The following is a 12,453-nucleotide window of genomic DNA, read 5'->3' as shown; positions in this document are numbered from 1 at the left end:
TTCGATATTTGCATTGGAGCCGCCGCCGCCGGCTCGCTACACTCTGAAGGCATATCAGCCCTCCCGTGAAGCGATCATGGCCAAGACCCTCTACGACAAACTCATCGACAGTCACCTGGTGCGTCCCCTAAGCGACGATGGCAGGCAGGTGCTGCTCTACGTCGACCGTACCGTCCTCAACGAATACACCTCGCCACAGGCCTTCACCGGCCTGCGCCAGGCCGGGCGACCGGTGTGGCGGCCGCAGGCGGCGCTGGGCACGGTGGACCACGTCAATCCGACGGCGGCCCAGCGCAGCGCGCGCATGCCCGATGCCGGTGCGGCACGCCAGACCAGCTACTTCGCCGAGAACTGCCGCGATTTCGGTATCGAACTCTTCGACGTCCTGCATCCGCTGCAGGGCATCGAACACGTCGTCATGCCGGAGATCGGGCTGGTGCTGCCGGGCATGGTGATCGCCGCCGGCGACAGTCACACCACCACCTACGGCGCCCTGGGGGCGCTGGGTTTCGGCATCGGCACTTCCGACATCGAGCACTACCTGGCCACCCAGACCCTGGTCTACCAGCGCCTCAAGACCATGCGCGTGAGCGTCAACGGCAGGCTGGGCGCGGGAGTGCGCTCCAAGGACATCATCATGGCGCTGGTGGGCAAGATCGGCGCAGCCGGCGCCACCGGTTACGCGCTGGAGTTCCAGGGCGAGGCCATCGCGGCCTTGAGCGTGGAAGCGCGCATGACCATCTGCAACATGGCCGTGGAATGCGGCGCACGCGGCGCCATCATCGCCCCCGATGACAAGGTGCTGGACTACCTGCGCGGTCGTCCGCGCGCGCCCCAGGGCGCGCTGTGGGATGCCGCCGTGGCGGCCTGGCGGCAACTGGCCAGCGATGCCGACGCCGTCTTCGATGCCGAGGTGCAACTGGACGCCGCTGCGATCGCCCCCATGGTGACCTGGGGCACCAGCCCCGACCAGGCCGTGCACATCGACGCCATCCTGCCCGACCCCGCCGGCGAAGCCGATCCGGCGCGCCGCCAGGGCATGCAGCGCGCCCTCGACTACATGGGCCTGCGGGCCGGCCAGCGGGCGGACTCGATTGCCATCCAGCGCGCCTTCATCGGCTCCTGTACCAATGCACGCATCGAGGACTTGCGCGATGCGGCGCAGGTCCTGCGTGGTCGCAAGATCGCCAGCGGTGTGCTGGCCATGGTGGTGCCTGGCTCCTCGCAGGTGCGGCGCCAGGCCGAGCAGGAGGGACTGGACCAGGTCTTCATCGCCGCCGGTTTCGAGTGGCGCCAGTCGGGCTGCTCGATGTGCCTGGCCATGAACGACGACATCCTCGCCAGCGGCGAACGTTGCGCCTCCAGCACCAACCGCAATTTCGAAGGCCGCCAGGGTGCCGGTGGCCGTACTCACCTGATGAGCCCGGCCATGGTGGCCGCGGCCGCCATCGCCGGCCATCTGGCCGATGCCCGCCGCTACCTGGAGGAAAACTGACATGGCCGCATTCACCACCGTCGAGGGGATCGCCGCGCCGCTGCCGGCGGCCAACATCGATACCGATGTCATCATGCCCAAGCAATTCCTCAAGGGCATAGACCGTAGCGGCCTGGATCGCGGCCTGCTGCATGATCTGCGCTTTGACGACGGCGGCCTGCCGCGCAGCGATTTCATCCTCAACCAGCCGGCCTGGAACGCTGCCAGCTTCCTGGTGGTGGGGGACAACTTCGGTTGTGGCTCCAGCCGTGAGCACGCGGTCTGGGGCCTGATGCAATATGGCGTGCGCGCCCTGATCGGCACTTCCTATGCCGGCATCTTCTTCGACAACTGCGCCCGCAACGGTCTCTTGGCCATCACCCTGCCGCCAGCCGAGGTGGCCACGCTACTGGCCCGCGTGGCCCAAGCCGACAGCAACCGCTTGACGATCGACCTGGCGCAGCAGACCATCACGGCAGCGGACCTGGCGATCCACTTCGACATCGATCCGCTGCGCAAGCAGGCCCTGCTGCTGGGGCTGGACGCGGTCGGCCAGACCCTGGCCCTGCGCGACGATATCCTGGCGTTCCAGGAGCGACATTTCGAGACCAGCCCATGGTTACGTTGAGCAAGGACACGCCGCAGGCATTTTCGGAGGCAGGTGACTCGCCCTTCCTGGAAGGCTTTGCGCTACGCGATTTCACCACCGCCACGGGCGTACGCATCCGCTTCGCCATGGCCGGCAGCGGCCCGGCGCTGCTGCTCATCCACGGTCATCCACAGACCCATGTGACCTGGCGCAAGATCGCCCCCGCACTGGCACGCCGCTATACGGTGGTGGCGCCCGACCTGCGCGGCTATGGCGACAGCGACAAACCCGAGGGCGGGCCGGACCACGTCAACTATGCCAAGCGCGCCATGGCGGCCGATCTGGCCGAGCTGATGGCGGCACTCGGGCAGCCGCGCTATGCGGTGGTCGGCCATGACCGTGGCGCCCGTGTGGCGCACCGGCTGGCGCTGGATCATCCACAGGCGGTGAGTCGGGTGGCGCTGTTCGACATCGCCCCCACCGCCACCATGTATGCCCGCACCGACAAGGAATTTGCCACCCGCTATTTCTGGTGGTTCTTCCTGATCCAGCCCTACCCGCTGCCGGAACGGCTGATCGAGGCCGATCCCGAGTTCTTCCTGCGCAAGCATATCGATGGCCAGAACAAGATCGCCGGTGCCACCGAGCCCGCCGCCTTCGCCGAATACCTGCGCTGCTACCTCGATCCACGCACGCGCCACGCGATCTGCGAAGACTACCGCGCCGCCGCCGGCATCGACCTGCAGCATGACGAGGCCGACCGCGACCAGCGCATCAGCGCACCGGTGCTGGCCTTGTGGGGTGGTCGCGGGACGGTGGGGGCGCTCTATGACGTGCTGCAGACCTGGCGCGAGAAAGCCCTCGACGTGCGCGGTCGCGCACTCGATTGCGGTCACACCTTGCAGGAAGAATTGCCGGAAGACGTACTGGCCGAGCTGGATCAGTTCCTGGCCGACTGAGCGGCACGCTCGACCACGCGCTCCCAGAAGCGCTCGGCCGCACGCGGCTGGCGCACGCGGGGGCGGAACAGATGGATCTCCAGCCTGACCTCGTCACCGGCATCGCCCAGCTGCACCAGGCGGCCGGACTGCAGGTCTTCGCCGACCAGGCTCAGCGGCGACCACACCACACCGCGGCCATCACGCGCCATGGTCACCAGCATGGTCGCCAGGTGCGAGGAGAACACCGGCTCCGGCAAGGGCGGGCGCTGGGCCGCCTCCCAGGCTGCCTTGAGGATGCGGCCCATGCCGGACGAATCCGAATACGCCAGGAAGGGGCCGCTGCGCAGCACATCGCTGCCCGCCAGCGCCGGCGCGGCCACCGGCACCATCACATCCTCCCCCAGCATGACCGACTTGAAGCGATCGCCCGCCAGCAGGTTGCTTGCCGCACGGTGGTGATGACACAACAGGAACTGCACCGCGCCATCGATCATCAGGCGCTCGCAGGCCTGCATGCTGTCGGCGGTCCACTGGATGGTGGACATGAGCGGCTCTTCGCGCTCCAGCGTGCGCAACCAGGGAGGAAAGAAACTCAGGGACAGGGCATGGGTGGAGGCGAACAGCAGTTTCTCGGTCACCGCCTGGGCCGCGCTCAAGGCATCCTGGCGGCCGGTTTCAAGCTGGCGCAGCACTTCCTCGGCAAAGGGTTGCAGGCGCTCGCCGGCCGGCGTGAGCTGCACCACGCGGGCGGCACGGTCGAATAGCGGCGCGCCAACCCAGTCTTCCAGGCAGCGGATGCGGCGGCTGAAGGCGGGCTGGCTGATGGCCCGCTCCTCGGCCGCGCGTGAAAATCCCCCCGTGCGAATGACGGCGACGAAGTCTTCCAGCCAAGTCGTGTCCATGTCGTGCTGCCGCTCCCTGTATCGTTGCACTGGCCGCCTCGTGCGGCAACGTGCGTGGCTGGCGCATTTTAGCGCGCCCTCCGGGACTGGCAAGCAGGTCGATGCACTCAGACGCCGGCCAAGACCACCAGGCCAGGCACCGGCTGCTGCATTTCCACGCGCAGGCTCTCCTCCTGCATGATGGCCACATGAAAGCCGGCGGCGCGCAAACCCCGCTCCAGGTAATCGCGCCGATGGCGGAAGCGACCGCTGGGGTGCAGGAAGTAACCCTGCCCGGCGATATCGTCGTCCACCTCCGCCGTCTCGGCGGTGAAGAAGAAATAGCCGCCATCGCGCAGGGCATGCCGTGCCGCTGCAAAGAAACGCTCCAGTCCGCCGCAATAGATCACCACGTCACAGGCGGCGATCAGGTCGTATTGCCCGCCCTGCCCTTCCATCCAGTCGCTGGCCTCGACCTGGGCCAGATGATGGTAGCTGCCCCGTTCGCGCGCATGGCGCAACATGTTGGCCGACAGGTCCACGCCGTCGAGCCGGCGCGCGCGGGGCGCCAGTACCGGTGCGCACAGGCCGGTGCCACAGCCAACGTCGAGGATGTCGCCTGCGGCCCTGGCCGGCCCCATGGCGCCCTCCAGCAGGCGCGCCAGGATCTGCGGGCCTCGGTATTCCAGGTTGCCCACCAGGTTGTGGTCGAAGTTGTCGGCGTAGTCGTCGAAGCGCCTGGCGACGTAGTCCTGCGAGGCCGAGGTCACCGGTGCGCCGGCGTAGGCGTCAAGCATGTGGCGCGCCACCGGATTGGCCGGCTCGTCGGCCAGCCATTGCCGGCACACCTGGGCCGCCTCATCGACCTGGCCCAGAAAATAATAGGAAATGGCCAGCATCTCGGGCGACTTGCCCTCGTGCGGCGGCAATACGTAAGCCTGGCACTGGTAGCGCGAGGCCTGCATGCGCTCACCGGTTTGCTCGTAGAGCGCCGCCAGTTGCAGCATGGCCGGCGCCAGCTGCGGCGCCAGTTCAAGGGCGCGCAGCAAGGCCTGGATCGCCTCGGCATGCTGGCCCTGCTCGCGCAGGGCAGCGCCGCAATTGTTCCAGAACTGCGCATCATCGGGACGCAACGCCAGCGCCTGCCGATAGGCGGCCACAGCCTCGCCGTAGCGCCGACAGGCAAACAGCACGTTGCCCTGGTCATTGCACCAGTCAGCCTGTTGCGGCGCCAGCACTGCCGCCTGCTGCAGGCTGGCCAGCGCCTCGTCGTGGCGGCCATCCTGGTGCATCAGGATGCCCAGGTAATGCAGCGCCGCCGCATGGTCGGCATCGAGCTCCAGCAGGACGCGATATTCCTGCTCGGCCTCGGCCAGTTGACCGGCGGCATGCAGCCTGAAGGCCTCCTCGAAGGTCTGTGCCATGAATTCCGTCAATTCCCCTGCGTGCGACATCGTTGTCCCCTCCGCGTGACCGACAGGCCACGGTGCGATTGCGTCACCGGGATTGCCCGGCATGGATGCGACGGTCGCAACACTGCGTCCGTCTGCCCCCCAAATTCGCCGGTCAGGCTGTCAGGGTTACAGGGATTGAGGGAAAATGTCGAACAATATTTTTTACGCGGACTGTAACCGGACCGGCGGCCCCAGCGAATGGCTAGGGCGACGTGTCCTCAGGCAGGTCGCCCATGTCCACGACCCATTCACTGTTGATCCGGAGCCCGCATGAACCTGCTTTCCCTGTGGCAGCGCGCCACCCGCCGCTCCCCGGCCACCTCGCGGAACGCTGCGTCTTCCCCCGATGAACAACTGTTGTTCAGCCTGTATCTGCTGGCCTGGGCGGTCGAGGCGCGCGATCCCTATACCGGTGGGCACCTGTGGCGCGTGGCACGTCTGTCGCGGCTGCTGGCCGAGGCCGCCGGGCTGGATGCCGCCACGGTCGCGCGCATTGCCATCGGCGCCTTCCTGCACGACCTGGGCAAGATCGGCATTCCCGACGCGGTACTGGGCAAGAAGGGCCGGCTCGATGAGGCCGAGTACGCCGTCATCAAGACCCATCCGGAAATCGGCCAGCGCATGTTGGCCGGCCATCCGCTGGCCGCCCTGGCCGAAGATGCCATCCTGCTGCACCACGAGACACCGGACGGGCGCGGCTACCCGTATGGCCGGCGCGGCCACGAGATCCCGCTGGTGGCCCGCATCGTCGGCATCTGCGACGCCTTCGATGCCATGACCAGCAGCCGCCCCTACCGCAACGGCATGCCCATCGCCCGCGCCATGGAGATCATCGAAGAAGAACTCGGTCGCCAGTTCGACGCCGAACTGGGTCGGCGCTTCATCGGCCTGGCCGACAACCCGGCGCTGGCGCATATCGTCGGCCACAGCGACCAGGGCATCCCGCTGCAATGCTGCACCATGTGCGGCCCCATCGTGGTGCGACCGCGCCAGGCCCGCGACGGCGATGCACTCTACTGCCCGGCCTGCCATAGCGAGTACACCATCACCGGTGACACGCTGCTGGCCACCGGTCGCCAGAATGCCGCCCGCGCGCTGGCGGCCACGCCCGATACCGATCTGATCGGACGGCTGGTGGGTGAAAGCGTGGCGGTGCTGGCATAAGGGGTCCATGCCGGCTTCCCGGCGAGCGGGTTTCACGAGAAAATCACGCATTGTGCATTTCCCGTTAGCATGACTCTTGCTTGCCCTCCGGCAGATCCCTCTTTGCAGCCCCGACCATGAACAACGTCCTCAACTACCTGATCACCGCCCGCCGCTGCGAGGTGGAAGAACTACAACGCCTGGCGCGCACCTGCGAGCTGGTGCTGACCGTGGGCAAGCTGATCCACTGCCTGCAGCAGGAACGCGGCGTCTCCAACATCTACCTGGGCTCGCGCGGCGAGCGCGACGCCGCCCAGCGCCAGGAACGGGTAGCCGCCAGCGAAGCGGCCCAGCAGGAATTCAATGCCTGGCTGCAATCGACCGAACACGACAATGCCTTGAGCAACGGCGCCCGCCTCTACACCCGCATTGCCTTTTCCCTGCATGCGCTGGCCGGACTGCCACAGTTGCGCGCCGACATCTCGGCCCTGACCATCACCGCCGCCCAGAGCTACGAACGTTTCAAGACCCTGGTCGGCGCCTTGCTGGCGCTGGTCTTCGAGGCCGCCGACGTGGCCGTCGATCCGCAGATCTCGCGCCTGCTGGTGGCGCTGTTCAACCTGATGCAGGGCAAGGAATTCGCCGGCCGCGAGCGCGCCGCCGGCGCAGCGGCCTTTGCCTCGGGCAAGATCACGCGCGAGCAGGAACAGACCATCGAATACCAGATCGAGATGCAGGAGCAGGCGCTGCGCCGCTTCGAGTCCTTCGCCGAAGGTTTCCGCAACGAATGGACTGCCATGCAGGCCACGCTGCCGCTGGCCGAACTGGAACGCCTGCGCCGCAAGCTGCTGACCAGCCACGAACGCCCGCTGGATGCGGAACTGGCCGAGGACTGGTACCGCTGCTGCTCCCTGCGCATGGACGGCCTGCACCAGGTCGAGATCCACCTGGCCGGCTATGTACAGACCCAGTGCCGGGACAAGATCGTGGAACTGCAAAAGGGGCTGGACGACCAGGCGCTGCTGCCGGGCCAGCAGGAACCCGTCGATCCGCTGGCCTCGCTGGAATCCTTCGCGCCCGGGCTGGACGCCGGTGTCGGCCCGCACCTGGCGCACTCCATCGTCGATATCCTGCGCACCCAGTCCGAGCGGCTGCAGAACCTGACCCAGGAGCTGGCCACCGTGCGCGAGAGCCTGGAAGAACGCAAGCTCATCGAACGCGCCAAGGGCGTGCTGATGATGAAGCAGGGCTTGAACGAAGAAAGCGCCTACCGCCTCCTGCGCAAGCACGCCATGAACCAGAACCGGCGCATCGCCGAGGTGGCGCAGGCCATCCTGTCGCTGACCGAGATCCTGCCCGACGCCTAATTTCCTAATGGAACCACTTCAGCAGCAGCGTCGCTAGCACCACCATCAGCGCCCCACCGATGCGGGTGGAGATCTGCGCGAAGGGCATCAGTCCCATGCGATTGGCGGCCGACAGGATCGCCACATCGCCGGTGCCACCCAGGCCGCTGTGGCAAGCCGTGACGATGGCCGACTCCACCGGATACATGTTGAGCCATTTGCCCACCAGGTAGCCCGAGAGCACCAGCGCCACCACGGCACTGGCGCAGATGGCCACATAGGCCAGCGAAAACGAATGCGCCAGGTCCTTCCACGAGACGAACAGCGCGCCCAGGCCGACCAGGATCGCGAAGGTCAGGTTGGAGGAGACGAACTTGTACATCTGGTAGGCGCCCAGTTCCATGGACGGTGGCACTACCCGGCTGACCTTGAGCAGGGCCGCTGCGACGATCATCAGGATGGGGCCGGGGATGCCGGTATAGAGCGAGAGCAGCGAACCCAGGATAAAGAAGGCGCAACTGATCAGCAGCCCCGCGCCCATCAGGCTCAGGTTCAGCGGCGCATCGATGTGCTCGTTGTGCAGCAGCGTCTGGTCGTCGCCACTGCGCACCAGCACCCCATTGCCGCTGATGCCGGGACGCTTCTCGCCCAGCCATTTCAGGATGCCGCTGGAGAGGATCGCCACCACGTTGCCCACCAGTGCGGCCGGCACCATCATGGCGATCAGGCCATCCTGCGAACGTCCGAGGATTTCCGCATAGCCGATCGACAGTGGCAGGATGCCTTCACCGATGCCTCCACCCACGATGGGTACGATGATGAAGAAGAAGGTATGCATCGGGCTGTAGCCGAAGGCCAGCCCCACCAGCATGCCCACGACCACGGCGGCGATGGTGCCCACCAGCAGCGGCAGGAACATGCGCATGAAGCCCTGCACCAGCACCCGGTGATTCATGCCCAGGATGCTGCCGGCCACCAGGCAGGCGATGTAGAAGTACTGCAGGTTGGCGGTCTTCATGGTGGTGGTCAGGGCCCTGAGCATGTCGGCATGCAGCAGGTCGTAGCCGATCAGCGCCGAGGGGACGAACAGGCAGAGGATGGCCGACCCGCCGATGTGCCGCAGCACCGGAATGCGCGAGCCCACCTCGCCCAGCAGGAATCCCAGCAACATCAGCACGGCGAAGCCGCCGATCATGTCGTTGGGCAATTTGCGGTTCAGTGCGGCCAGCACGGTGATGGCCGCCAGCACCAGGAAGACCGGCACCGGCAAGGGGCCGATACGGTATTGCAGCAGGGTGGACGCAAGACCGGGCTTGCCGTTCTCTTTGTCCATGGCGAAGGATTTCATGGTGTCTCCTGTTGGGATGGCCACTGGACGTGATTGTTATGGGTAGGTGTCCAGCGACCGGATCGTCTCGATCTGCGCCGACCGGCGCAGCGTTGCCTTGGTCAGTCCTGCGCATGCCCGCACAGCGCTGGTGGGGGCATGGGAATTGACAAGCGGAAGTGTAATAATGAATTGGATGTTCATAATAAACATGAACGTAATCCATCATTAATCTGAAATGAATAATTGACGGCAATATTCTGGAATGATCCGCAATGGACAAGCTCTCCGACCTTGAATTCTTTACCCGGCTGGTCAAGCACGGTTCGCTGGCCGCGCTGGCGCGCGATATCGGCGTGACGCCACCGGCGGTGACGGCGCGGCTGGCGCAGCTGGAAAAGCGCCTGGGCGTGCGCCTGCTCAACCGCACCACGCGCCGCATCAGCGTCACCCATGAAGGCGAGGTCTACCTGGAGACCGGCGCGCGCATCCTCGACGAACTCAATGAACTGGAAAAGCGTGTCTCCAGCAGTCGCGGCTCACCGCGCGGCAAGCTGCGCGTCAATGCCACCTTCGGTTTCGGCCGGCGGCATATCGCCCCCGCCATCGTCGCCTTCGCGCGCCAGTATCCCGAGGTCGAGGTCCAGCTGGAGCTGACCGACCGCAGCGTGAACCTGGCCGACCAGGCCTTCGATATCGGCATCTGGTTCGGCACGGTGCCGGACTCGCGCCTGGTGGCGCGCAAGATCGTCAGCAACAGGCGCCTGCTGTGCGCCGCCCCGGCCTACCTGAAGGCGGCCGGAACGCCCACGCAACCGCGCGACCTGCAAAGCCACCAGTGCATCATCCTGCGCGAGAGCGATGCCGCCTATGGCACCTGGCACCTGCAGCGCGGCAACAAGGTCGAGACGATCAAGGTGCGCGGTGGCCTCAGCACCAATGACGGCGAAGTCGGCGTGCTCTGGGCGAGGAGTGGCTTCGGCATCCTGATGCGCTCGCAGTGGGATATCCACGAGCACCTGCAATCACGACAGCTGGTGCCGGTGCTCAGGGAATGGGCGCTGCCCAGCGCCGATGTCTATGCGGTCTATCCGGAGCGGGCCAATCTCTCGGCCAAGGTCAGCGCCTTTGTAGAATTCCTGACGGTATGGTTCGGCCGGCATGCGCAGTGGGTGGCGGCATAGCGTGCCGCCCGTGGCTCAGATGAACTTTGCATCGCTCGCCCAATGTGCCGGGAACTCCGCCGACGCCAGCGCCGGTGCGCAGGCATGGGCCTGGTAGCTGGCCACCTTGTGGAGGATGAAGGCATCCTCTGCCATCATCGCGTCAAGGGCGTCGCGGTCGGCGCAGCAGGCCAGCACCATGCCTCCGGTCTTCGATTCCAGCGGGCCGGCGAAGATCACCCGGCCCTGCCGGACGTTCTCCACCAGCCAGGCCTTGTGGGGTTCGAGGTGCTGGTTGACTTCCTCGATGGGGCGCGTGTAGGTCAGCAGGATGGCATAGATCATGATGTTCTCTCCAGGGCAGTCGATCAGGGGAATCGGCAAATCAGTTTGCAAACAGACCGGCGACGACGACTGCAACGCCATCGAGTGCCTCGCGCATGGACTTGCTGCGCAGCTCGGCCCCCTTGGTCAGCAATTCGGCGCGCACGAAGCGCACGCGCTGGATACCGAGGAAACCGAAGAAGGCCTTCAGGTAGGACTCCTGGTGATCCATCACCTGCGCCGGCCCGCTGGAATACATGCCGCCGCGCGTGGAAGCCACGATCACCGCCTTGTCGCCGGACAGGCCGACGGGGCCGTTCTCGGTATAGCGGAAGGTGCGGCCCGGCTGGGCAATGCGATCGAGCCAGGCCTTCAGCTGGCTGGGGATAGAAAAGTTGTACATCGGCACACCCAGCACGATCACGTCGCTGTCCAGCAATTCGCTCACCAGGGTCTCGGAGAGCGCGTGTTCGGCGCGCACGGCGGGATCCTCGGCGACCGTGCCGGGCTGGCGAAAGCCAGCGGCAATGGCGCCATCCAGGTGGGTGATGGGTGTCTGGGCCAGATCACGCACGCTCACCTGGGCGGTCGGATGCAGGGCGAGCAGCTCCTCGACCACGGCGGCGCTGAGTACGCGCGAGGCCGAGGCTTCACCGAGGATGCTGGAGTCGAGATGGAGGATCTTCATGGCAAGGACCTTTCGGAAAAAGGGAAAAGGGAAAAGGAAAAATGGAAAAGCACGGGCTCACGATACCCATCGCCCGCGTGTGCCACTAGTCGCCGCCGCTGCACCAGATCGTTCCATCCATAGGACAATCCAGCCCCTATAATCAAGTCTTCCCTTCAAGGCAGCGTCCTCCATGGAAGATCTCAATGACCTGGCCCTGTTTGCCGCCGTGGTGGTGCACGGCAGTTTCTCCGCGGCAGCGCGGGCATTGAACATGCCCAAGTCGCGCATCAGCCGGCGCGTGGCCGAACTGGAGCAGCGACTGGGCGTGCGGCTGCTGCAACGTTCCACGCGGGTGGTGCGCGTCACCGATGTGGGCTCGGCCTTCTTCACCCATTGCGAAGCCATGACCAATGCCGCGCGCGCGGCGGTGGAAGTGACCGAACATGCGGGAGCCAGGCCGGCCGGACGCCTGCGGGTAAGCTCCCCGATGGGCGTGGCGCATATCTTCCTGGCGCCGCTGCTGGCGCGTTTCATGACGACCCACCCCGATGTCCGGCTGGAACTGGAATTGAGCAACCGGCGGGTCGATGTGATCGGCGAGGGTTTCGATGTGGCCATGCGGGTGCGCAGCACGCTGGAAGACTCCAACCTGGTGGTGCGTACCTTCGGCGCCAGCCAGCAGATCCTCACGGCCAGCCCGGCCTTCATCCGCGCCCATGGTCCCTTCGCTGGCATCGCCTCGCTGCAGGGCCTGCGCGGACTCGGCCCCGGCGGCATGCCGGGCGAGCCGTCCTGCTGGCGGCTGCATGGGCCGGACGGCGAAGTGGCCGCGATCGACTATGTCCCGGCGCTGCAGACCGATGACGTGCACCTGATGATGGCTGCGGCCATCGGCGGCGCCGGCCTGGCCGTGCTGCCCTTCAACGTCTGCCACCAGGCGATCCGCGATGGCGCGCTGGTGGCGCCGCTGCCGCAGCACCGGGCGCCGGCACACCAGCTGCATGCGGTGTTTCCCTCGCGACGCGGACTGGTGCCGGCGGTGCGCGCCTTCATCGAATTCCTGGCCGTGGAACTGTCACAGACCATGCAGCAAGAAAACCAGGCGCTACAGGAGCTGCTGGCCACCCCGAACTGAGAAAGC

The 12,453-nt window shown here is 66.2% G+C and carries 12 protein-coding genes; 7 read left to right on the top strand and 5 right to left on the bottom strand.

What is annotated here, in order from left to right; translation table 11 throughout:
- Nucleotides 1-73 precede the first annotated feature (73 nt).
- From leuC to ACIPHN_RS05465, 3 genes are read left to right on the top strand one after another with little or no spacing between them, the layout of a single operon-like run.
- Nucleotides 74-1,495: a 3-isopropylmalate dehydratase large subunit gene (gene leuC, locus ACIPHN_RS05475; RefSeq protein ID WP_400434060.1), complete on the top strand. Its 1,422-nt coding sequence runs from the start codon at nt 74-76 to the stop codon at nt 1,493-1,495.
- 1 nt (nt 1,496) lies between these two features.
- Entirely contained in the window at nt 1,497-2,102 is a 606-nt protein-coding gene (gene leuD, locus ACIPHN_RS05470; RefSeq protein WP_400433905.1) for a 3-isopropylmalate dehydratase small subunit, read from the top strand.
- Nucleotides 2,090-3,022, top strand: coding sequence for an alpha/beta fold hydrolase (locus ACIPHN_RS05465; protein ID WP_400433903.1), 933 nt, complete (start codon nt 2,090-2,092; stop codon nt 3,020-3,022). The genes leuD and ACIPHN_RS05465 overlap by 13 nt, the downstream gene beginning before the upstream one ends.
- On the opposite strand, the gene ACIPHN_RS05460 is transcribed toward ACIPHN_RS05465, so the two are convergent.
- Together ACIPHN_RS05460 and ACIPHN_RS05455 are read right to left on the bottom strand one after the other, a co-directional pair.
- Nucleotides 3,004-3,906, bottom strand: coding sequence for a LysR family transcriptional regulator (locus tag ACIPHN_RS05460; protein ID WP_400433900.1), 903 nt, complete (start codon nt 3,904-3,906; stop codon nt 3,004-3,006). The genes ACIPHN_RS05465 and ACIPHN_RS05460 overlap by 19 nt on opposite strands.
- Before the next feature lie 107 nt (nt 3,907-4,013).
- Nucleotides 4,014-5,339 (bottom strand): tetratricopeptide repeat protein, encoded by a 1,326-nt coding sequence (locus ACIPHN_RS05455; protein WP_400433897.1) that lies wholly within the window; start codon nt 5,337-5,339, stop codon nt 4,014-4,016.
- Between the two features lie 270 nt (nt 5,340-5,609).
- Between ACIPHN_RS05455 and ACIPHN_RS05450 the strand changes: the two genes are divergently transcribed.
- Together ACIPHN_RS05450 and ACIPHN_RS05445 are read left to right on the top strand one after the other, a co-directional pair.
- Nucleotides 5,610-6,503, top strand: a complete 894-nt coding sequence (locus ACIPHN_RS05450) for an HD-GYP domain-containing protein (protein ID WP_400433894.1) — start codon at nt 5,610-5,612, stop codon at nt 6,501-6,503.
- Between the two features lie 116 nt (nt 6,504-6,619).
- Nucleotides 6,620-7,849: a nitrate- and nitrite sensing domain-containing protein gene (locus tag ACIPHN_RS05445; protein WP_400433892.1), complete on the top strand. Its 1,230-nt coding sequence runs from the start codon at nt 6,620-6,622 to the stop codon at nt 7,847-7,849.
- 4 nt (nt 7,850-7,853) lie between these two features.
- Here ACIPHN_RS05445 and ACIPHN_RS05440 read toward each other — a convergent pair whose 3' ends face one another.
- On the bottom strand, nt 7,854-9,176 hold the full coding sequence (locus ACIPHN_RS05440) for a 2-hydroxycarboxylate transporter family protein (protein ID WP_400433889.1): 1,323 nt from the start codon (nt 9,174-9,176) through the stop codon (nt 7,854-7,856).
- Nucleotides 9,177-9,430: 254 nt separating this feature from the next.
- On the opposite strand from ACIPHN_RS05440, the gene ACIPHN_RS05435 reads away from it, so the two are divergent.
- Complete coding sequence (locus ACIPHN_RS05435; RefSeq protein ID WP_400433886.1) at nt 9,431-10,339, top strand: LysR family transcriptional regulator; 909 nt, start codon at nt 9,431-9,433, stop codon at nt 10,337-10,339.
- Between the two features lie 15 nt (nt 10,340-10,354).
- On the opposite strand, the gene ACIPHN_RS05430 is transcribed toward ACIPHN_RS05435, so the two are convergent.
- Together ACIPHN_RS05430 and ACIPHN_RS05425 are read right to left on the bottom strand one after the other, a co-directional pair.
- A complete protein-coding gene (locus tag ACIPHN_RS05430; protein ID WP_400433884.1) occupies nt 10,355-10,663 on the bottom strand; it encodes a YciI family protein in 309 nt (102 codons plus the stop codon).
- A gap of 40 nt (nt 10,664-10,703) precedes the next feature.
- Entirely contained in the window at nt 10,704-11,330 is a 627-nt protein-coding gene (locus ACIPHN_RS05425) for an FMN-dependent NADH-azoreductase (RefSeq protein WP_400433881.1), read from the bottom strand.
- 172 nt (nt 11,331-11,502) lie between these two features.
- On the opposite strand from ACIPHN_RS05425, the gene ACIPHN_RS05420 reads away from it, so the two are divergent.
- Nucleotides 11,503-12,447: a LysR substrate-binding domain-containing protein gene (locus ACIPHN_RS05420; protein WP_400433878.1), complete on the top strand. Its 945-nt coding sequence runs from the start codon at nt 11,503-11,505 to the stop codon at nt 12,445-12,447.
- Nucleotides 12,448-12,453: the final 6 nt, after the last annotated feature.

The sequence above is a fragment of the Herbaspirillum sp. NPDC087042 genome (assembly GCF_044745245.1).
GTDB lineage: Bacteria > Pseudomonadota > Gammaproteobacteria > Burkholderiales > Burkholderiaceae_D > Herbaspirillum.
This window is presented reverse-complemented; position numbering and strand designations above follow the sequence as displayed.

Coding starts and splice junctions, on each gene's coding strand:
- leuD (WP_400433905.1), top strand. CDS start 1,497: ATGGCCGCATTCACCACCGTCGAGGGGATCGCCGCGCCGCTGCCGGCG.
- ACIPHN_RS05465 (WP_400433903.1), top strand. CDS start 2,090: ATGGTTACGTTGAGCAAGGACACGCCGCAGGCATTTTCGGAGGCAGGT.
- ACIPHN_RS05460 (WP_400433900.1), bottom strand. CDS start 3,906: ATGGACACGACTTGGCTGGAAGACTTCGTCGCCGTCATTCGCACGGGG.
- ACIPHN_RS05455 (WP_400433897.1), bottom strand. CDS start 5,339: ATGTCGCACGCAGGGGAATTGACGGAATTCATGGCACAGACCTTCGAG.
- ACIPHN_RS05450 (WP_400433894.1), top strand. CDS start 5,610: ATGAACCTGCTTTCCCTGTGGCAGCGCGCCACCCGCCGCTCCCCGGCC.
- ACIPHN_RS05445 (WP_400433892.1), top strand. CDS start 6,620: ATGAACAACGTCCTCAACTACCTGATCACCGCCCGCCGCTGCGAGGTG.
- ACIPHN_RS05440 (WP_400433889.1), bottom strand. CDS start 9,176: ATGAAATCCTTCGCCATGGACAAAGAGAACGGCAAGCCCGGTCTTGCG.
- ACIPHN_RS05435 (WP_400433886.1), top strand. CDS start 9,431: ATGGACAAGCTCTCCGACCTTGAATTCTTTACCCGGCTGGTCAAGCAC.
- ACIPHN_RS05430 (WP_400433884.1), bottom strand. CDS start 10,663: ATGATCTATGCCATCCTGCTGACCTACACGCGCCCCATCGAGGAAGTC.
- ACIPHN_RS05425 (WP_400433881.1), bottom strand. CDS start 11,330: ATGAAGATCCTCCATCTCGACTCCAGCATCCTCGGTGAAGCCTCGGCC.
- ACIPHN_RS05420 (WP_400433878.1), top strand. CDS start 11,503: ATGGAAGATCTCAATGACCTGGCCCTGTTTGCCGCCGTGGTGGTGCAC.